The organism is Caproicibacterium argilliputei (assembly GCF_029211325.2).
Lineage (GTDB): Bacteria > Bacillota > Clostridia > Oscillospirales > Acutalibacteraceae > Caproicibacterium > Caproicibacterium argilliputei.
Map to the genome: position 1 here is coordinate 812,693 of NZ_CP135996.1, position 19,101 is coordinate 831,793.

At 50.6% G+C, this 19,101-nt stretch carries 24 protein-coding genes; 16 read left to right on the top strand and 8 right to left on the bottom strand.

Annotated elements, in window-relative coordinates:
• Positions 1-88: 88 nt before the first annotated feature.
• The 3 genes from hemL to PXC00_RS03820 are packed head-to-tail and all read right to left on the bottom strand — an operon-like array spanning position 89 to position 3,015.
• Positions 89-1,372, bottom strand: coding sequence for a glutamate-1-semialdehyde 2,1-aminomutase (hemL, locus tag PXC00_RS03810; RefSeq protein ID WP_275845973.1), 1,284 nt, complete (start codon positions 1,370-1,372; stop codon positions 89-91).
• An 11-nt stretch (positions 1,373-1,383) separates the two neighbouring features.
• Positions 1,384-2,352: a porphobilinogen synthase gene (hemB, locus tag PXC00_RS03815; protein ID WP_275845974.1), complete on the bottom strand. Its 969-nt coding sequence runs from the start codon at positions 2,350-2,352 to the stop codon at positions 1,384-1,386.
• Positions 2,353-2,391: 39 nt separating this feature from the next.
• A complete protein-coding gene (locus PXC00_RS03820) occupies positions 2,392-3,015 on the bottom strand; it encodes a precorrin-2 dehydrogenase/sirohydrochlorin ferrochelatase family protein (RefSeq protein ID WP_275845975.1) in 624 nt (207 codons plus the stop codon).
• Positions 3,016-3,176: 161 nt separating this feature from the next.
• Between PXC00_RS03820 and PXC00_RS03825 the strand changes: the two genes are divergently transcribed.
• Together PXC00_RS03825 and trxA are read left to right on the top strand one after the other, a co-directional pair.
• A complete protein-coding gene (locus tag PXC00_RS03825; RefSeq protein ID WP_275845976.1) occupies positions 3,177-4,067 on the top strand; it encodes a LysR family transcriptional regulator in 891 nt (296 codons plus the stop codon).
• A 110-nt stretch (positions 4,068-4,177) separates the two neighbouring features.
• Complete coding sequence (gene trxA, locus PXC00_RS03830) at positions 4,178-4,489, top strand: thioredoxin (protein WP_275845977.1); 312 nt, start codon at positions 4,178-4,180, stop codon at positions 4,487-4,489.
• On the opposite strand, the gene PXC00_RS03835 is transcribed toward trxA, so the two are convergent.
• From PXC00_RS03835 to PXC00_RS03855, 5 genes are all read right to left on the bottom strand, one after another.
• Complete coding sequence (locus tag PXC00_RS03835; RefSeq protein ID WP_316935091.1) at positions 4,381-6,201, bottom strand: recombinase family protein; 1,821 nt, start codon at positions 6,199-6,201, stop codon at positions 4,381-4,383. The genes trxA and PXC00_RS03835 overlap by 109 nt on opposite strands.
• 127 nt (positions 6,202-6,328) lie before the next feature.
• Entirely contained in the window at positions 6,329-6,736 is a 408-nt protein-coding gene (locus PXC00_RS03840) for a hypothetical protein (protein WP_275846852.1), read from the bottom strand.
• Positions 6,737-6,765: 29 nt separating this feature from the next.
• A complete protein-coding gene (locus tag PXC00_RS03845) occupies positions 6,766-7,434 on the bottom strand; it encodes a zinc ribbon domain-containing protein (protein ID WP_275846850.1) in 669 nt (222 codons plus the stop codon).
• Positions 7,435-7,568: 134 nt separating this feature from the next.
• Positions 7,569-8,000, bottom strand: a complete 432-nt coding sequence (locus PXC00_RS03850) for an ImmA/IrrE family metallo-endopeptidase (protein WP_275846848.1) — start codon at positions 7,998-8,000, stop codon at positions 7,569-7,571.
• Between the two features lie 4 nt (positions 8,001-8,004).
• A complete protein-coding gene (locus PXC00_RS03855; RefSeq protein ID WP_275846846.1) occupies positions 8,005-8,376 on the bottom strand; it encodes a helix-turn-helix domain-containing protein in 372 nt (123 codons plus the stop codon).
• 204 nt (positions 8,377-8,580) lie between these two features.
• Between PXC00_RS03855 and PXC00_RS03860 the strand changes: the two genes are divergently transcribed.
• The 14 genes from PXC00_RS03860 (at position 8,581) to PXC00_RS03925 (ending at position 19,075) form a co-directional block, all read left to right on the top strand.
• Positions 8,581-8,781 (top strand): helix-turn-helix domain-containing protein, encoded by a 201-nt coding sequence (locus tag PXC00_RS03860; RefSeq protein ID WP_275846844.1) that lies wholly within the window; start codon positions 8,581-8,583, stop codon positions 8,779-8,781.
• 142 nt (positions 8,782-8,923) lie between these two features.
• Positions 8,924-9,121 (top strand): hypothetical protein, encoded by a 198-nt coding sequence (locus tag PXC00_RS03865; protein WP_275846842.1) that lies wholly within the window; start codon positions 8,924-8,926, stop codon positions 9,119-9,121.
• Positions 9,121-9,639, top strand: a complete 519-nt coding sequence (locus PXC00_RS03870; RefSeq protein ID WP_275846840.1) for a hypothetical protein — start codon at positions 9,121-9,123, stop codon at positions 9,637-9,639. Before PXC00_RS03865 ends, PXC00_RS03870 begins: the two co-directional genes overlap by 1 nt.
• The gene (locus tag PXC00_RS03875; RefSeq protein ID WP_275846839.1) at positions 9,636-10,085 is read left to right on the top strand and encodes an XF1762 family protein; all 450 of its coding nucleotides are present in this window, start codon (positions 9,636-9,638) and stop codon (positions 10,083-10,085) included. The genes PXC00_RS03870 and PXC00_RS03875 overlap by 4 nt, the downstream gene beginning before the upstream one ends.
• A 41-nt stretch (positions 10,086-10,126) precedes the next feature.
• Positions 10,127-10,354 carry a hypothetical protein gene (locus PXC00_RS03880; protein WP_275846837.1) on the top strand — a complete coding sequence of 76 codons (228 nt, stop codon included), beginning with the start codon at positions 10,127-10,129 and terminating at the stop codon, positions 10,352-10,354.
• Between the two features lie 40 nt (positions 10,355-10,394).
• The gene (locus PXC00_RS03885) at positions 10,395-10,739 is read left to right on the top strand and encodes a hypothetical protein (RefSeq protein ID WP_275846835.1); all 345 of its coding nucleotides are present in this window, start codon (positions 10,395-10,397) and stop codon (positions 10,737-10,739) included.
• Entirely contained in the window at positions 10,723-10,926 is a 204-nt protein-coding gene (locus PXC00_RS03890) for a hypothetical protein (protein WP_275846832.1), read from the top strand. Before PXC00_RS03885 ends, PXC00_RS03890 begins: the two co-directional genes overlap by 17 nt.
• Positions 10,923-11,651: a hypothetical protein gene (locus tag PXC00_RS03895; protein ID WP_275846830.1), complete on the top strand. Its 729-nt coding sequence runs from the start codon at positions 10,923-10,925 to the stop codon at positions 11,649-11,651. The genes PXC00_RS03890 and PXC00_RS03895 overlap by 4 nt, the downstream gene beginning before the upstream one ends.
• Positions 11,617-12,078 carry a hypothetical protein gene (locus PXC00_RS03900; protein WP_275846828.1) on the top strand — a complete coding sequence of 154 codons (462 nt, stop codon included), beginning with the start codon at positions 11,617-11,619 and terminating at the stop codon, positions 12,076-12,078. The genes PXC00_RS03895 and PXC00_RS03900 overlap by 35 nt, the downstream gene beginning before the upstream one ends.
• A gap of 108 nt (positions 12,079-12,186) precedes the next feature.
• Positions 12,187-12,708, top strand: a complete 522-nt coding sequence (locus tag PXC00_RS03905) for a hypothetical protein (RefSeq protein ID WP_275846826.1) — start codon at positions 12,187-12,189, stop codon at positions 12,706-12,708.
• Positions 12,709-13,923 carry a DUF2800 domain-containing protein gene (locus tag PXC00_RS03910; protein WP_275846824.1) on the top strand — a complete coding sequence of 405 codons (1,215 nt, stop codon included), beginning with the start codon at positions 12,709-12,711 and terminating at the stop codon, positions 13,921-13,923.
• Positions 13,916-14,578 (top strand): DUF2815 family protein, encoded by a 663-nt coding sequence (locus PXC00_RS03915; RefSeq protein ID WP_275846822.1) that lies wholly within the window; start codon positions 13,916-13,918, stop codon positions 14,576-14,578. Before PXC00_RS03910 ends, PXC00_RS03915 begins: the two co-directional genes overlap by 8 nt.
• A 70-nt stretch (positions 14,579-14,648) precedes the next feature.
• Positions 14,649-16,628 (top strand): DNA polymerase, encoded by a 1,980-nt coding sequence (locus tag PXC00_RS03920; protein WP_275846820.1) that lies wholly within the window; start codon positions 14,649-14,651, stop codon positions 16,626-16,628.
• Positions 16,629-16,639: 11 nt separating this feature from the next.
• Complete coding sequence (locus PXC00_RS03925) at positions 16,640-19,075, top strand: virulence-associated E family protein (protein ID WP_275846818.1); 2,436 nt, start codon at positions 16,640-16,642, stop codon at positions 19,073-19,075.
• The last annotated feature ends 26 nt before the right edge of the window (positions 19,076-19,101 follow it).

The window sequence follows — 19,101 nt, forward strand, 5'->3', positions numbered from 1 at the left end:
TTTCAATTTTTTTCAAAAGGCTTGCGGCACAGGCAGATGCATGACCGGCAGCACTGCCAAGAAGAAAATTTCTTTCCAATATTTTCCATTATGCCTCTTTGAAAGTACGGAAATACTGTGTCATGACTTCGCAGGTTTTGGCAAGATCCTGTGCGGTGTGCGCATCGGAAAGGAACATCGCCTCAAACTGCGAGGGCGCTGTGTAAATGCCATGATCCAGCAGATAGCCGAAGAAAGCGGCATACTGTTTGGTATCGGCGGAAACCGCGCTTTCATAGTCCGTTACGGGCTGTTTTGTAAAGAAAATGCTCATCAGTGAACCAATGCGGTTGACGGTGACGCGGTTTCCGGCGGCAGCTTTGACTGCCTGCGCAATCTGCGCGGATTTTTCGGCAAGGCGGGTGTAAATCTGCGGGTCTGCCTTCAAAATGTTTAGCGTTTCAATGCCCGCCGTAGTTGCAATGGGGTTACCAGAAAGGGTTCCCGCCTGGTACACTGGGCCGACCGGCGAAATCATTTGCATGATGTCGCTTCTGCCGCCGTAAGCGCCGATGGGCATACCGCCGCCGACAATTTTCCCCAGTGTGGTCAGGTCGGGCTGAATGTCATAGTAAGCCTGCGCGCCGCCCAGCCCCAGCCGGAAACCGGTGATGACTTCGTCAAAAATCAGCAGGGCGCCGTATTGCCGGGTGATGTCGCGCAGAAACGACAGAAAGCCCTGTGCGGGCAGTACCACCCCCATGTTGGCGGCAACCGGCTCCACGATGACCGCCGCGATTTCCTGAGGATAAGCTTCAAATAGTTTTTTGACCGATTCTGTGTCATTGTAGGATGCCACCAGCGTGTGCTTGGTGAAGTCTGCCGGCACACCGGCACTGTCCGGCACAGAGGTGGTGAGTGCCGCGGAACCCGCCTTCACCAAAAGTCCGTCGGAATGACCGTGGTAACAGCCTTTAAATTTGATGATTTTGTCCCGACCGGTGAAGCCCCTGGCTGCGCGGATGGCGCTCATAACTGCTTCCGTACCGGAATTGACCAGCCGACTGACCTGCATGGAAGGCATCAGCTCGGCAATCAGTTCTGCCAGCACGACTTCTTTTTCCGTTGGTGCGCCGAACGTTAGCCCCTGCGCGCAGGCTTCCTGTACCTTTTCAATGACCCGTGGATAGGCGTGCCCCAAAATGCCGGGGCCCCAGGAGCACACATAGTCGATGTATTCATTTTGGTCAACATCCAGAATGCGGTCGCCGTGCGCAGAAGCGATGAAGCGCGGAGTGCGGCCGACCGCCTGAAAAGCGCGCACCGGACTGTTGACACCGCCCGGAATGCGCCTTTTTGCACGTTCAAACAGTTCTTGGGAACGTTGTTCCATGCTGCTTCCTCCTAATTTAATTCACGCAGCCAGTTGGCAACATCCAGTGCGTGATAGGTGATAATCATTTTGGCACCGGCTCTTTTGAAGCCGACCATGTTTTCCATAACAATTTTTTTCTCGTCAATCCAGCCGTTCTGCGCGGCGGCTTTCACCATGGCATATTCGCCGCTGACGTTGTAAGCGACAATTGGAATATTAAAGTGGTTGGCGGTTTCGCGGATGATGTCCATATACGCCATGGCGGGCTTGGAGATAATCAAATCCGCCCCTTCCTGAATGTCCTCCTCCACTTCGCGCAGGGCCTCTCTGCCGTTGGCAGGGTCCATCTGGTAAGTGCGCCGGTCACCAAAGCCGGGGGCAGAGTGCGCCGCGTCACGGAAAGGCGAGTAGTACGCGGAGGCAAATTTCGCGCTGTATGCCATGATGGGTACTTCTGTGAAACCGGCGCTGTCCAGCCCCTTGCGGATGGCTGCCACCCGTTTGTCCATCATGTCGCTGGGGGCGATGATGTCGGCACCGGCTTTGGCGTAGCTTACTGCCGTTTTGGTCAGCAGAGGCAGGGTTTCATCGTTGAGAATTTTGCCGTCTGCCACCAGTCCGCAGTGTCCGTGAGAGGTGTATTCGCACAGACACACATCGGCAATCAGCAAAAGTTCGGGGTATTGTTTTTTGATGAAGCGGAGCGCCTGCTGCACAATGCCATTGTCATCATAAGCACCGCTGCCGACTTCGTCCTTGTGAGCAGGGATTCCAAACAGAAGCAGGGCACGCACGCCGGACGCCATGACACGCTCCAGCTCTTCCGACAGTCGGTCAACGGAATACTGAAAAATACCCGGCATGGAGGCAATCGGATTTTTGAGGTTAGTTCCTTCTTCAACAAACAGCGGATAAATCAGTTCTTCTGTGCGCACGGCGTTTTCGCGCACCATGCTTCGGATGGCTTCGCTTGACCGCAGTCTTCTCATTCGATCCATATTTGCAGCTTCTTTCTTTATCATATAATCGCATCCTCTTTACCGGGAGGATGGCCGGTACTTGGCAAGTACCGCTTCCAGTTCTGCCGGTGCTGGTATCCGGTGCGTTTGCAGACCTAGTTCCAGCAACGCATGGAAGGCCTGCCTGCGCGCCTTTCCCGGTGGGATTTCTTTTTTCACACGCGGGCGGATGCTGCCAAGAAAGCGTGCCAACTCTGCAAGCTCCGGCGTAAGGAACTGTCGCACCTGTGCTTTTAGGTGCTGCGCGAGCAGCGGACTGTTTCCGCCGCTTGTAAACGCGGCGACCACATCCCCCTCTTTGACATAAGCAGGGAAGATAAAGCTGCAGTCTTCCGCTTGGTCCACCGCATTCACGGGTATGTTTCGCTCACGGCAGAGCTGCGCAATGTGCCGGTTCAGTGCTTGGTTGTCCGTTGCCGCGACCACCAGCGTTTTTTCGTCCAAGTCTGCCGTATCAAACGGCTTTTTCATGCAGATGAGCTGCCTGTCGTTTTGCAGAGCACTGCAGAGGTGTGGGGAAACCACCGTGACTTTGGCGCCGAAGTCCTTGAGGACAGCCGCTTTGTGCAGGGCAACTGTTCCACCGCCGACCAGCAGGCAGGGCGCGCCCTGCAGTTCTACGAACATGGGGAAAAAGGCCATTCTGTTCCTCTCCTCCGCTGCCGAAAGCAGCAGACTTTGTTAACAAAATATCAATTGAATTGCTTGTAAATTCATTATATCGCTTGCACATTCTTTTGTAAAATGCTAATATCTTTATTGCTCCATAGCTTTTTATCTATGAGAAAAGGTGGTAACGAACAGTGACCATACGGGATTTGGAAATTTTTGTGGCGGTGGCGGAGTCCGGCCACATGGGGAGCGCGGCAAAGCGGCTGTACATCTCGCAGCCCACGGTGAGCCATGCGATTACACAAATAGAAGAAACGTATCACGTCAAGCTGTTTGAGCGCCTTTCCCGAAAGCTGTATATCACCGAGGCGGGGGAGGAGTTTTTACAGTATGCGCGGCATATGCTGGCAAACTTTGCGGATATGGAGCAGTTTTTGCGCCATGCTTCCGAGCAGCTGTGCATCCGCATTGGGGCTTCCCTGACTGTGGGCGGTTTTTTTCTGGCAGATATGATTTCGCAGTATGAAAAAGAAAATCCGAAGATTCGTATCCGGGTGTATATTGATAATTCCAAGGATATTGTGCAGAAAATTCTGGACGGCACGCTGGATTTGGCGGTCATTGAGGGAAATGTGCACGCAAAGGATATTGTGACCAGAGAAGTGTATGAGGATGAGATGGTCCTCATCTGTGGAAAGCAGCATCCGCTGGCGTTAAAAAAATCGGTCAATGCGGAGGACTTGCGGAACATCGACTGCGTTTTGCGGGAGGAAGGCTCCGGCACACGGGAAATTTTTATGGACTTTGCGGAAAGCCGGGGCATTCCGATTGTGGAAAAGTGGGTCTGCCACAGTTCCGATTCCATCATCAATATTGTGGCAGCCGGGCAGGGGGTTTCGCTGCTGTCCAAAGCGCTGCTGCTGCATGAAGATTGCGTGGTCAAGCTGCCGCTTGCGGATACACCTATTGAGCGCAGCTTTCGTATCATCTATCACAAGGATAAGTATCTTTCCACCGCGCTGACCCGGCTGATGGATGCGTTGGAGGAGCAGTTTAAGCGCATCCGGCCGGAAAATGCATAGCAGGATGGTGGGACTTTCGTGACCGGGTTACAGAACCGGCGGGAAAAACGCGCTATACTAAACCCAGAAACCAAAAGAAACCCTGAAAAAAGATAAAGGAGGCCTTTCAAATGGCTGTATGTAAAGTTACGAAAGAAAATTATAAAGCGGAAGTTCTGCAGTCCGAAAAACCGGTTCTGATTGATTTTTGGGCAAGCTGGTGCGGCCCGTGCAAAATGCTCTCTCCGGTGGTAGATGAAATTGCAGAGGAACAGAACCGTGTCAAGGTCTGCAAAGTCAATGTGGACGAACAGCCGGAGCTTGCGGCGCAGTTTCAGGTCATGAGCATTCCAACGCTGGCTTTCCTGAAAAACGGACAGCTGACGGCACAGTCTGTCGGTGTCCGGCCGAAGTCGGATATTTTGCAGATGATTGAAGCGTAAAGAAACGGTTTCACAGAAAACCGCTGCAACAATTGCAGTGTGGAATAAGAACCCCGAAAGCAAAAAAACAGCTTTCGGGGCTTTTTTAGTCGGCTGCCCTGCACAATCAATTCGGACAGTACCTGTCCGAACGCGAGAAAAGAGGGTATAAAAAAGCCCCCGAATCCCGGTGAAAATCCTGAGTTTCGGGGGGTTGGTGCCGCTGAACTTGATTGCTTCAAATCCGAAAAAGGAATTTTGTGTTCATTCTCGCTGTCCCAATTATAAGTTACAGTCACTGTACCATTATCATAAACATATACGGCATTGATAAATGTTTCAATTAATCGGTGGCAGAACACTACGTCATTAACATTCCCCTTTTTGAATTGACTGAGCCATTTAGACACTGCTTCTTTTGAAAGCGCTTCCGAATTGAAAAATTTTGCTTCTTCAAGCTGCTCTGCAAGGAAATCCTTTTCATGTTCAAGCTGTTCCAAGAGTTCTTTTGTACTTTTGGTAAAAATTCCGGCCTTTATCGCATTAAGCATGTTATCAAGTTCAGCCTTATTTTTTAACTGTTGATGTTTAATAGCCGCAATCGTTTCTTTATTTCCGCTTTCCTTCATAGATTCGGCATGTGCCATATCTGCCAAGGCATTGCAGACTTCCTCTGACAGAACATAATTCACTGTGAAATCCAAGACAGCAGATTCAATGACTTCTTTGCGGATATCTTTCTTCTTGCAATTACGCAGACGCTTTTTCGCGTTGCAGACGTAATAATTATACTTGCCTGTAGTTCCGCTGCTTTCTCCAACCATAGCCCCGCCGCATTCTCCGCAGAAGATTTTTCCAGAGAGCAAGTAATCTACCTTCGCTTTATGTGCTGCCGGTGCTTTTTTATTTGATTTCATTCTTTTTTGCACCCTTTCCCAATCTTCATTATTGATAATAGCTGGCATCCCGCCGGGAATACGAATTAATTTGTCCTCACCGTTTTCAGCATGGCTGTTTCGCTTTCCATTTTTTCGAGGAATTTTGCTGTATGTGTAAATACCGATATATCGTTCATTTTTGAGTATGTCGTGCAACGAATTCTTACCAAACGGCTTCCCAACAGATGTTTTTCGTCCCTGATTGTTTAGAGTGTCAATAATTTGCGAATAAGAGTTTCCACTTGCGTACATTCTGAAAATCATTCGCACCGTTTCGGCATTGTATTCATCAACGACGTAATTTTTATCTTTGTCGACTGTATAGCCAAGTAGAGGGTGACCACCAACGTGTTTCGCCTGGAGCGCAAGTCCACGCTGACCACGCGTGGTTTTTTCAACCAGATCATAAATATAATATTCGGCGAGACCTTCGAGAACAGATTCTAAGATAATCCCTTCCGGACCTTCGGGGATATGTTCCATGGCTGATAAGACACGTACACCATTCTTTTTTAGCTTTAGCTTGTTCAATGCGCTTTCGTTGCGGTTACGTGCAAATCTATCTAACTTCCAAACGATAACGACTTCAAATAGTTCTTTTGCACTGTCCAAAAGCATTTGCTGAAACTGTTCGCGTTCATCATTTTTTCCGGTTGCAGCTTCGTCGCAATATTCGTGAACAATCGTATATCCCTGCTCCTGCGCGTATTTTCTACAGTCCCGCAGCTGATCAGTGATGCTGGTTTCTTTTTGTGCATCGCTAGAGTAGCGTGCGTAAATTACAGCGTTTTTCAATTATATTGCCTCCTTGATTTATTCAGTCGGGCGGAGTACAATAATTCTTGCAATACATTGTGCTCCGGCTCCGGCCGGTTGCTGCCGCTCTATCCTGTTCCAGCAGGGTAGGACGGTTTTTTTTTTATTATAGTTTGCCGTTCTCTGTCAGCTTCTTGCTGATGCGCATAAGCAAATCCGGCTGGTTTTCTTGGTTTCTAAGGTGGCAAGCTACAGCCCATATTTCAACCGCTACACAAGCCGCCACAATCCAAACACTAATCATGACTGGCACATTAAATTGAGTAGATGCCGTTTCCGAAAGGCTGGCTCTTACCGGGAGGACTTTACCCAAAATAATTCCGTCGATAAAACCTATTGCCGCTATAATAATTGTGATAATCCGAAACACTCGGCTACTTTTAGGGTTATCAATGTAGATTTGGTCAGAATGTGCTTGATAGGTTTCATCTTTTGTGAACTCATAGCCGCATCGGATGCACTTGGGCGCATTTTCACCATTTGCAGCTTTGCATTTCGGGCATACTTTCATCATAAGTCATTCTCCTTTTAGCAGGACTTTTATCAATAATCTAAGTTGTATGCTGAAAATTTAGTATCGTATGCTGCCTTAAAGGCTTCATTCAGTTCGGCGTCGGAATCTTCATGAGTGGGGATCGTAGTGATTTGTCCAGTCGCTGTAGTTATCATGATTGCAATTCTAGCGTGTCCTCTCATCTCCATGTAAATTCCATCGCTCAGTTCAGGATAATCTGAGATGTTAGTCGTAATTAGATAAGATAGAGAAACGAATTGTGATGCCATCTGCACGCGGTCAAAGTCGGAAGTTGCACTGCTTGAGGGATTAAACGATACTTCTATACGGTTCTTACCGTTTATGTATGGAGTCGCGGCTGCACCTTTCATATCCTCATCGGAACTCCATGACTCATTTAACTTTTTAATTGCTTCATAAAACTTTCCTGATGTTAATGGCTTATAGTCAGTTGCAGGGTCAACAGAACTTTGTAAAGTAGGAGCGGAAGAAACTGCTGGTTTAATAGTTTGGTTAAGTGAAAGGCTAATTGCTACGGTAACAATTATTGCGCACGTAATGATAATCGGAAATTTATGTTTGCTTATGAATGATGCGATGACTGTATTCCTTTTTTCATCAGGGCCTTTCAGCTTTTCCCCACATTCTGGACAAAATTTTGCCTCTCCGGCTTCGAAACCGCATTTCGGACATTTCATAAATCATTCTCCCTTTCATACCTAGTTGACAAATTTCGCCAACCAATTATAATAGTATTTAGGGATTTGCGTTCCTGCTTTTTCCTTGTTAAAGCCTTTCGGTGTTCGCAGCACCGGAGGGCTGTTTTTTTTTTTTATGAGGCGACATTAAACCGAAGACCACGGTTTTCGATATAGTATCGAAGCGCCCACCTTATCGCCTTTTCCGATATACCAAAGTATTCAGCCAGCTGCCATGGCTCTATATGCCCTTCTGCCAGAGCCGTACAAATTTCATCATACGGAAGAAAGCGTTCGGTGGCCCATTTATTTGCTTCAAATTCGTGCTTTTCAATCAAATCCAACGGACTGCATACTTGATGTGTGCATCCGGTAGCACAGTGACCGATTTCATGGGCAATTGCCCTTTTAGATTCGGCGAGCGTTGGAAAGGAAGCCATGTCTATAAATACCGCATATCTCCCACGCATTTCGATTGTCGCGCTTTTTTGTTCTCCTACATCAAATTGATAGAACGCTATTTGCTGTGCTGTCAACTCTTCATATAGGTCAGAAAAATCAATCATGAATTCAGTCCTCGGAATTCTTTTTCTCTTTGTCCTGCTGCATTTTAAAGAATTTGGCCATTTCAAGCAATTTCTGTTTGTTTTCCTCAGTCAATTCTTTTGACTCATCCAGAAATGCATAGGTGAAATCGTCAAGAGCCATATCCTCCGTCCCACTTCCACTATCGGAAGTGGGACTTTTTGTTTCTCTGTCTCCAAGCAGATAGTCTATCGAAACGTCGAAATAATCGGCTATTTTGTTTAGAGTTGCCCCATTTGGAGTAGCACCCTTTTTCCACTTGGCTACAGCTGAACGGTTTAACCCTATCTGCTCGCTCAACTTATAGGCACTTATACCCGCGTGCGAGCACAATTCAGTGAGCACGTCAATAAACACAAAAAACACTCCAATTTTTGTACACAAAGTAGAAACTACCAAAGTAGCCTAAAACTCATTGACAGAGTACTAAAGTGCGCTATATAATAAAGCTACAAGTTACCAAAGTAATTTCAAGTGTAATACTTAAGTCATCAGCAAATTTATAGTATCACTATAGACTACTAAGGTCAACTGTTATCCTCGAAAGGAGGTGACTTTTGTATGCCTGCACAATGGACAGCCGAATTATTAGGCAAAATGCACATGCACGGTATAACTGCCAAGCTACTTGCAGAACAACTTGGCTACCACCCGAAGTATGTAAGTGCGGTGATGAACGGGCATAAAGAACCGAAAAAAGCCGAGCAAAGATTCAATGCTGCGCTGGACGAGCTTATCAAAGAAAAGGAGGACAACCAGTGAAAGGAGAACAGCATGATTGACGTTACAAAAATTCCGCCACCTGTACTACATAGCTTGGCCTACGACTTGCTCAAAGCGGTAGAACGTTCGGAGCGCAGGGAAGATGTTAAACAATCCGAAAAAGAAAAGGAGGAAACCCTACATGACACTAAGCCAAATAATCTACTACTGCATAGGCCGCATCGCCGTGGATGCCGGTATCGCGTTGGCCGTGCTCAACGTAGCGTATGCCGTACACCGCCGGTACCGAGATAAGCAGCGTCAGCGGCGGCAAGCCGAGGCTGCGAAAGCCCGGAACCGTAAGGAAATTATTGATTTGATGGAATGGAGGAATGAGTGATGGGAATACCCGAACTGATTAAGGCACTACGGCGGAACATGGTGGAAACTGGCAACTTAGTGTGCTTAGGCTGCGGCCATGAGCATAGCTGCTCCACGCGCGGCTGTGCGATTATGCGCGAGGCGGCTGACAGTTTGGAACGCCTGAACGACTTCGAGCATAGTCAGTGCGCGAAGTTGCTTGCAGAAAACGAGGCATTGACAAAACAGCTCAGCGTCAAGTCCGAACAACTGGAAAGCTTACGCACAATATTTTATGAGGTTACAGGTTCTGTTCCGTCAAAAGCCCCGAAAAACAAGCCGCTGACGCTGAAACAGCTGCGGGGGATGGATGGAGAGCCGGTGTGGATTGTCCTATTGAACATCGCAAAACAGTCAAGGTACGAAATAGTCACTGAAGTCCATGAGGACGGTATTTGGATGGTCTGCGCCGACGATGATAATGATTATGCGGCGTTTGGTCTGTATGGCAAAACGTGGCTTGCCTACCGCCGCCCGCCGAAAGCAGGTGAAAAATGAAAATTGTAGAGTCCCATAAGACCGACGTGGATAATTACATTATTACGCATCATTATCTGCGCAGTGCTCCGGCGGGAGCCAGACTGCGGCTATGGGTAAAGGACAATTCCGACAATGTAATCGGCGCAATGATGTGGGGCAGGCCGACTGCACGTACATATGATTATAATCGCATATTGGAGCTTACGCGGCTGTATTTGATTGACGATACAGAGCACTGTGCTGAGAGTAAAGCCCTCGGAATGGCACGGAAATATATTCGGAAACATCTACCTGAAATCCGAGGGCTAATATCCTATTCGAGCACAGGAGAGGGTCACAAAGGTACAGTCTATCTTGCTGACGGATGGTTCGCTGTTGGTGTTACCCGCGCCGCCGCGTGGAATAAACAAGGGAGGAAAAACATTGATAAATCTCAAAAAATCAGATGGGTACGCAGCGTATAAGGCCCCCACGCCATGACCGCGCCGGAAGGGAGCGAAACAGAATGAAAAAGCATGCACCTATCATCAAATTTATCCCTACCTGTAACTGCGGGGAAAAGCCGGGAAAGAAAGTGATTTTGAACAATCAAGCACACGTCGGGATTACAACGGAATTTCAAGACATCGGGGTATTTAAAAATAACGAGGGGCTCTATCTGGAAAATCGATTTTGCCCACAGTGTGGCGCGCCGCGAAAAGTCGTTGAAATTCCCGTGGAGCCTATCCCATGACCGCGCCGGATAAACAAACAAAAACTAGGAGGAAATTATAATGATTAATTTTATTAAAAAGTCGGGAAATGGTGGATGCAGTACTGCGGATGTAACGCTGTCGCGAATCAACAAAGGAGGACACACAGCTGCGCTTGGCATTAGCGTATCTTGTAAGGTAATCGCTGCATTGGACAATCCCACACATATCAGCATTGCGTTTTGCGGTGACCGTATGTACCTTGCCCCAATGCCCGAAAAGGACGGATTTAAGCTGAATAAGGGAAAATACAGGTCAGCGTGCCGGATTGCAGCAGTCAAAGATTCAGAAATCGTTAACTGGATTGGCGACTACAATTTGAAATATGCCCCGCAGGAGAAATTGTATTATGTCGAGCGCAAATAATACCGTGACGGATAGCCCCTGCTACCTCTGCCAGCGCCGCAGGCTGCATTGCCACGGTCGCTGCAAAGATTACATAGCTTTTGCGCAATACCGGCAGACGCTCAATCAGGCAAAGCAGGACGGCAGACTAGATGCTTATGAACGCTATCAAAAAATCCAAAAGGAATTCAGAAGGAGGACAAGATGATGGAGGACATAAAAAAAGCCGCCAGCGGTGCCGGAAACACCACTGACAGCAAAGCAAATCAAACTACCAAAAGTGTAGCACAACAGAGCAGCGAGGTCAAGCCTTACGCAGAAGGGCAGCGCACAGCTATCCGCATGGCATATCACGCTGCAGAGAAAAAGGCACGTGAGTTAAACGACCCGAAGATTTTAGCCGACCGGGTGGAGGTGCTGACGAAGCAGTTTAGACCTTACGGATTTAGTCGCGAACAGGTTGTAGCGATTGGCAGCGGGGTGCTCGGCAGCAGCAGAGATCGAGACTATGCCAAGCCCATAATCGAGCACAAGCATCCGACCGTTTGGACACCGGAGGAAGAAGAGCAGCTGCGCATCATGAAAGAAAAAGGCGTTGCAAACTCCGAAATCTGCGAGCAACTCCATAAGACTGCGCAGCAGGTCAGCAGCAAATGGTGCTTCATGCGAAAGGCAACCGGAAAAATCAAAGAGCCCGAACCCAAAAGCGCACCAGCCCCGGCAGAACCTGAAAAGCCAATCCTAACATTTGACCTGACCGCGGTCAAGCAGCCCATCAGTGGGCATTTCGACATTTTTAGTACGCTGCAGGACATTATGCGGCAAGTCGGAGCCGGGTACGCATCGGTAAGTATCACCCAGCAGGATGGCACAAAACTTAAAGCGGAGGTAAGGAAAGATGCCAATTCTAAAAATCAGGTGGAACACCGGTAATATGTCAGTTGACCTCAATCAAATTCTACTGATGGAGGCACCAAAAGTCAAGAGACTGTTTAAGCTGATGCGCACATCCGATTGCAGGATTGATAAATTTTACGGCGCGGATGTAGACAAGGAACTGCTCCGATATCTCAATGAGCAAGCCCATACAGACCTTACCGCCGCGGAACAATGTAAAGAAATCGTGCGGGAAAATCTTGGATTTTATGCGACTTTAAAACCCGGCCTTACAACATCTGAACTTAAACAAGCTTGTGCATTTGTACGGAAAGCCGTAAGCAAACAGGGCAGTAAATCTAACGCAATGCAGCGCGTTCGGGAGACAGAAAATTATCTGAAAACCGCTTGCAAAATGGAGCGCAACGCTGAAAAGTACGACCGAATTATTAAGACCTACAAGGATGTGATGCACATTGAATGAGCCTGACCGCTGCCCCGTTTGCGGCAGCCTTGACGTAATTGCCGGACACTGCCAGCACTGCGGCAGTGATACAAATATACATAACTACAATCAGGAGGACAAATAATCATGGAAATCGTATTAAAACTGACCGCTGACCCGAAACTGGAAACCCTGCTGGACAAGCTGTGCCATGCAATCGACCTTGGCGGCGGCCTGCCATTTACGGCGGAACAGACTGCACTGCCAAAGCCTACCCCGGCACCGGTAAACCCTACCCCTGCGGGTACGACGACTGCAGGCACTACTGTGCCGGTTCCGGCGGCACCCATTGCAGCACCTGCCTGCACCGCGCCCTTGCCTTCTGCCCCGGTTACCGCAACTGTACCCGCTGCGACAGCTGCCCCTGTTACGACCACAACAACACCCGCGGCCCCCGCTGCGCCGCCGCAGACAGCTGTTCCCACAGCAGCACCAACGTACAAGCTTGAGGACATCCAGGCAGCGGTTGGCCCACTGCTGATGCAGGGGAAGGGACCGCAGCTACAGGGCCTGCTTGCGCAGTTCGGCGTACAACGCCTGCCCGACGTCCCCCCTGAAAATCTTGGTGCTTTCGCAACAGCACTTCGTGGATTGGGGGCGCAGATCTAAATGGCGACCCCGACAAAACACGCACGGCTCGCCCCGTCGGCTGCGGACAGATGGATGCACTGTCCCGGAAGTGTAGCGGAGAATGAAAATGTTCCCCGAAAGGACACCGTGTATACCCGAGAGGGCACTCTCGCCCACGCCATGGGCGAGCTAAAATTACGAAAATACTTTGGGCTCTGCGCGGATGGTGAAAAGCGTCCGATGGGGCCAAGAAAATTCAAAACGGAGCTGGAAAAACTCAAATCCGACGAGCTGTACCAACCCGAAATGGACGGGTACACGGACGAATATGTGGATTACATAAAAGACCTCGCAAACAGCTTTTCCAGTAAGCCCGCCGTATTCGTGGAAGTAAACCTCAATTTATCTGATTTTGTACCCGGCTCTTTCGGACAGGCGGATTGCATTCTGCTGCACGGGAGCGACCTCTACATCAATGACTTTAAGTATGGCAAGGGCGTGGTTGTACCGGCTGAGAACAACCCGCAGCTTATGCTGTACGCCCTCGGTGCGCTTATGGCGTACAAGGACTTTTGGCAGATTGACTCCGTACACATGGCAATCATTCAACCGCGCGCAGGCGGAATCAAAGAAGCCGTCATTACCACGCAAGAGCTATCAGACTGGGGTGTATTCACCGTAAGGCCCGCAGCGCAGCTGGCAGCAGAAAAAACCGCTGAGTACCACTCGGGAGACTGGTGCCGTTGGTGCGCTGCAGCAGCCACCTGCAGAGAGCATGCGACCACCGTTACACAGGCGGTAGAGGATTTTAAGGGCTGCTTGCCGCCGCAGTTAACCCCGCAGGAGTTTGGCGATCTACTGCACAAAATCGACCCGCTGCTAAAATACGCAGAAGCGGCAAAGACTTATGCAGAATCTGCTTTGCTGCAGGGCGAAGAAATCCCCGGCTGGAAATTAGTTGAAGGCCGCAGCAAACGGGTGTGGGATGACCAGACGGCCGCGTTTGCGGACTTAACATCCGCCGGCCTTGACGATGCGCTGCTTTGGCACCGAGAGCCTTACACTCTAGCACAGATCGAAAAACAAATGGGCAAAAAGGATTTCGCTGCCGCCGCCGGTACACACATTGTCAAGCAGCCCGGTAAACCTGCGCTCGCAGAAGAATCAGACAGTCGCCCCGCATGGTCGCCAAAAGCGACTGCGGAAGAAGATTTTAAAGATTTAATCAAAAAAGGAGATACAAACAATGCCTAACAACAACCCTGCACATATCGTGCTAAAAAATGTCCGTCTGTCCTACGCCCATCTGGACAAGCCCTACACTGGCCCGACCGGAACGCAGGACCCGAAATATACAGCGACCATTCTTGTCCCAAAAAGTGACCCCAGGAATAAGCAGATGATTGATTCCGCCATTGCTGCCGCCGCCCAGCGCGCGCAGGAGCGTTATGGCAAGGGGTTCCCGGCGCAGCCGAAAGTATCTGTGCATGACGGTGATGGCGTACGCCCATCTGACAATCAGCCTTTTGGCGACGAGTGCAAAGGGATGTGGGTATTTACCGCATCCAGCAAGCAACAGCCGGACATCCGCGACGAATACGGCCAAAAGCTGCTGGACATGAGTCAGATTTACTCTGGCGTATGGGCGCACGTTGGCATTACCTTCTTCGGCTATAACGCACCGCAAAACAAAGGCATCGGTGTGGGTATCGAAACGGTTATGAAAGCGCGGGATGATGAACCCCTGGGCGGCGGCCGTGCATCGGCAGACGATGATTTTGCCGATATCATACAGCAAAATGCCGCGCCCGCTACCACACCACAGACAGCTTATGCGCAGCCGCCTGCTCCTGCAAGTCAGACCATTGTCGGGTATGACCCGAACACCTTCGCCCCAATTTACGGATAACTTCCAAACGTTCCTCGGAGGTCGGCGTTAACGGCCTCCGTCCACAAGACCGAAAAAAGGAGGAAGAAAATTGCATGACCTAAATATCGACCTTGAAACCCGATCCAGCGAACCTATTGGAAAAACGGGGCTGTATAAATACGCGCAGTCACCTGATTTTGACATTCTGCTGGCAGGGTACAGCATAGACGGCGGCCCTGTTACCGTGGTCGACCTGACCGACAAAAATCAACTACCAAAATTTGCAGACCTAATGCGGATGATACAAAGTCCGGAATACATAAAACACGCGTTTAACGCGGCGTTCGAATGGTACTGCCTGTCCCGATATACCGGTTACACGCTGGATCCTGCCGAATGGCGTGATACCATGCTGCAAACGTTGTATTGCGGGTACCCGGCCAGTTTGGACGCTGCAGGAAAGGCTATGGGGTTGCCGCAGGACAAGCGGAAATTACAGACCGGCAAAGCGTTAATCAAGACATTTTGTACGCCACACAAGCAGACAGACAAGGATCGGCGTCCGTGGATTAACCCCGCGGATGAACCGGAGAAATGGAAGTTGTTTGTCGAGTACAACCGGCAGGATGTTGTGACCGAAGTCACCATTGGGCAGATGCTCCGCAATTTTCCTGTACCGGACGATGTACAGAAACAGTGGGTACAGGATTTACAGATTAATGCCCGCGGCGTTGCGCTGGACCTTGACCTGATTTCTGGCGCACTTGCGGCCAATGACAAAGTTATGCAGCCGCTGATTGCCGAAGCCCAGCGACTTACCGGGCTGGACAACCCCAACAGTATGGCACAGGTAAAAGGTTGGATGCAAAAGCGCGGGTACAAAATAGACACCCTACGCAAAGCAGATGTAGAGGACTTGCTGAATGGCGACACACTCGACCCGACAACCCGACGAGCCCTTGAAATCCGGCAGGAAACAGGCAAGACAAGCGTAACAAAATACACCGCCATGCGGCAGGCGGTCTGCGAAGATGGGCGCATTCGCGGTACCCTGCAATTTTACGGGGCTAACCGCACCGGGAGATGGGCGGGACGCCTCGTGCAGGTACAAAATTTGCCGCGAACGTATATCCATCCGCCCGTGCTGGACTGCGCTCGTGAACTAACAAAGGCCGCAAAAGCTGGGAGCATTGAGCTGATGTTTGGTACAGTACCGGATACGCTGTCCCAGCTGGTCCGCACAGCCTTTATTCCGGCACCCGGGAACAAATTCATTGATGCTGATTCCAGCGCCATAGAAGCCCGGGTAATCGCTTGGCTGGCGAAAGAACAATGGGTACTGGATGTTTTCAAGACACACGGAAAAATCTATGAAGCACAGGCGAGTCAGATGTTTGGTGTACCGATTGACCGAATCAAAAAAGGCAATCCCGAATATGCACTGCGCCAAAAAGGCAAAGTCGCTACACTTGCCCTTGGATATCAGGGGAGCGCCGGGGCGCTTATTAACATGGGAGCCATCAAAATGGGTATCCCGGAAGAAGACCTGCCCGAAATTGTGCAGCGCTGGCGGCAGAGTAACCGCCGCATCGTGGATCTCTGGCACAAGGTAGAGCAGGCCGCAATAGAAACGGTAAGCACTGGGAAGCAGACAGCAGCACAGTGCTTATTATTTTCTCGGGAGTGTGATAAGTACAATGATTTCCTGACAATTCAGCTGCCGAGTAAACGAAAACTATACTACAGTCACCCGCAGCTCTCGCAGGACGATATGGGCCGGCAGCGGCTGCAGTACTGGGGGCAGAATCAGACAACACATCAGTGGCAGCTTACGGACACATATGGTGGAAAGCTAGTGGAAAATTGTGTACAGGCAATCGCTCGCGACTGTCTGGCAATTAATATCGACAGGCTGGAGTCGGCCGGATACAAAGTTGTTTTTCACATCCACGATGAGGTTGTAATTGACGCCTCGCAGGACCAGCACCTGGACGATGTAATCAACATTATGCGGACTCCTATCTCGTGGGCGCGGGGGTTACCCTTAAACGCCGACGGATGGGAAGGTAATTATTTCACGAAAGATTGAGGTGAAAAAGGATGCAATATGACAGACCAGTCATTTTGTCCGCTGCCGGCAGTCGCCGCGCGACGCTCTGGCCGGCGCAGCAGACCATGCTTGCGGATTTCTACGACCGCCTGCGGGTTCCTACGCGCAGTACGGAGTCGGTGGATACCTACTTTGCCTTATCAAAAGCTCAGCAGGATGACCTAAAGGACGTCGGTGGATTTGTGCTCGGTGCTCTCCGGGGAAACCGGCGTGGCGCAAACACGGTGGAATCCCGTGAGGGTGTCACACTGGACGCGGACAATATCCCTGCCGGTGGAACACAGGGTATCCTGCAGCGCGTTGCGGGATTGGGCTGTGGGTACTGTATATACTCCACGCGCAAGCATCGTCCGGATGCACCGCGGCTGCGAATTATCCTGCCGCTGGATAGGCCGGTGACTGCGGATGAATATGAACCGATTGCACGTAAGGCGGCGGAAACGATAGATCCATCCATGAGGATTTTTGACCCGACCACTTTTGAACCGTCCCGATTAATGTACTGGCCGTCCTGCTGCTCTGATAGTGAGTACATATACCAGTTTGACGATAAGCCTATGCTGTCTGCGGACGGTGTGCTGTCCATGTATACCGACTGGCACGACTGGGGCAGCTGGCCGCAGGTACCGGGGGTTGCAGAAAAGTATCAGTCGCTGGCAAAGCGACAACAGGACCCGGAAGAAAAGAAGGGCATTGTCGGCGCCTGGTGCAAGCTGCATGACATTCCAGACGTGCTGGCAAATGTGCTGTCCGGGCTGTACACCCCCACAGACCGAGACGACCGCGTAACTTTCGCCGCCGGCAGTACAACAGGGGGCGCCATCCTGTATGATGATGGGAAATTCCTTTATTCCCATCACGCGACCGACCCCGCAGGCGGAAAACTCTGCAACAGCTTTGACCTGTGCCGGATTCACCTGTTTGGTGACCAGGACAACGACGCAAAGCCCGGAACACCGGTAAATAAGCTGCCCAGCTTTCAGGCCATGTGCAACTATGCACGAAACGATCCGGCTGTGGAGGATCTGCTGAATGAGGAGCGCTACGAGCAAGCGGCTGCGGACTTTGCGGAAATGACAGCAGCGGGCGGGGAAGAACCGCCAGCAGCAAAGGCCGATGTACATTGGATGAAAGCCCTAAAAGTATCGGATTCCGGCAAATATGATCACAGCATTTTTAATGCTGCTACGATGCTGGAACATGACCCACGCCTAAGAGGAAAGTTGCGACTCAACACTTTCAGTGACCGCATCGAAGGCACCTGCCCGCTACCATGGGCGGGGCGGGACGCGGGAACAGACACGTTCGAATGGAAGAACAGCGACGACTCCGGCCTGCGGAACTGTGTGGAGCAGCTTCTCGGGTTTCACTCGGCAGACGTGATTGAGGACGCGCTGGTGCAGGTCAGTATGGCAAACGCTTACAACCCTGTACAAGAGTACCTCTCCGGGCTTGCGTGGGATGGACAGCCGCGGCTGGATACAATCTACCGTGATTACTTTGGAGAGGTCGACAACGGCTACACACGGGCGGTATCCCGCAAGAGCCTTGTGGCGGCCGTTGCGCGGGCCATGCAGCCCGGGTGCAAGTACGACGAAATGGTTGTTATCTGCGGCCCGCAAGGAACATACAAAAGTACTTTTGTCGCCCGTATCGGCGGCGCGTGGGCGTCTGCCCTCATGGTGTCCTTTGACGACCCGAAAGCCGTCGCAGAGGTCATACAAGGATGCTGGATAATGGAAATCCCGGAACTGTCCTCTATGAGTAAGGCTGACACGAATGCCGTCAAGCAAATGGTAAGCCAGGGCACGGATGAATATCGTGCGGCTTACGCCCGGCACCCGGAGAAACACCCCCGGCAATGCGTCTTTTTTGGCACGACGAATGACAACGATTACCTCAAAGACCCTACTGGAAACCGTCGTTTTTGGCCCATCGACTGCGGAGATCACCCGACAAAAAACGTATGGGACGATCTGACACCGGCGGTGGTGGACCAGCTATGGGCGGAAGCGTATGCCCGCTGGCAGCTGGGGGAATCGCTGGTACTGGACCCGCCGGAAGAAGCGGAGGCGGAGCGCCGCCGCAGCGGACACACGGAACGTGACGATTACGAAGGGCAAATAGCAGAATTTCTTGAAAAACTTGTACCAGAAAACTGGATGAAAATGGATGCAGCGGCGCGGGATATATTCCTCAACGGCACACAGCAGGGCGAGGGCACGAAGCTTGCACACCGGGACCGCATATGTGTTTTAGAGGTAATGCGGGAGTGTTTAGGGTGGCGGCCGGGCTGGTCGATAAAGCAGAGTGACAGCCGCCGGATTGCGAAGATTCTGGACAAACAGCAGGGCTGGAAAAAAGTCGGGGTCATGTGGTTTGGAAAGGAATATGGGAATCAAAAAGGATGGAAATATGGCCCCTAAAGTATATACCGGCTATCGGTATATAT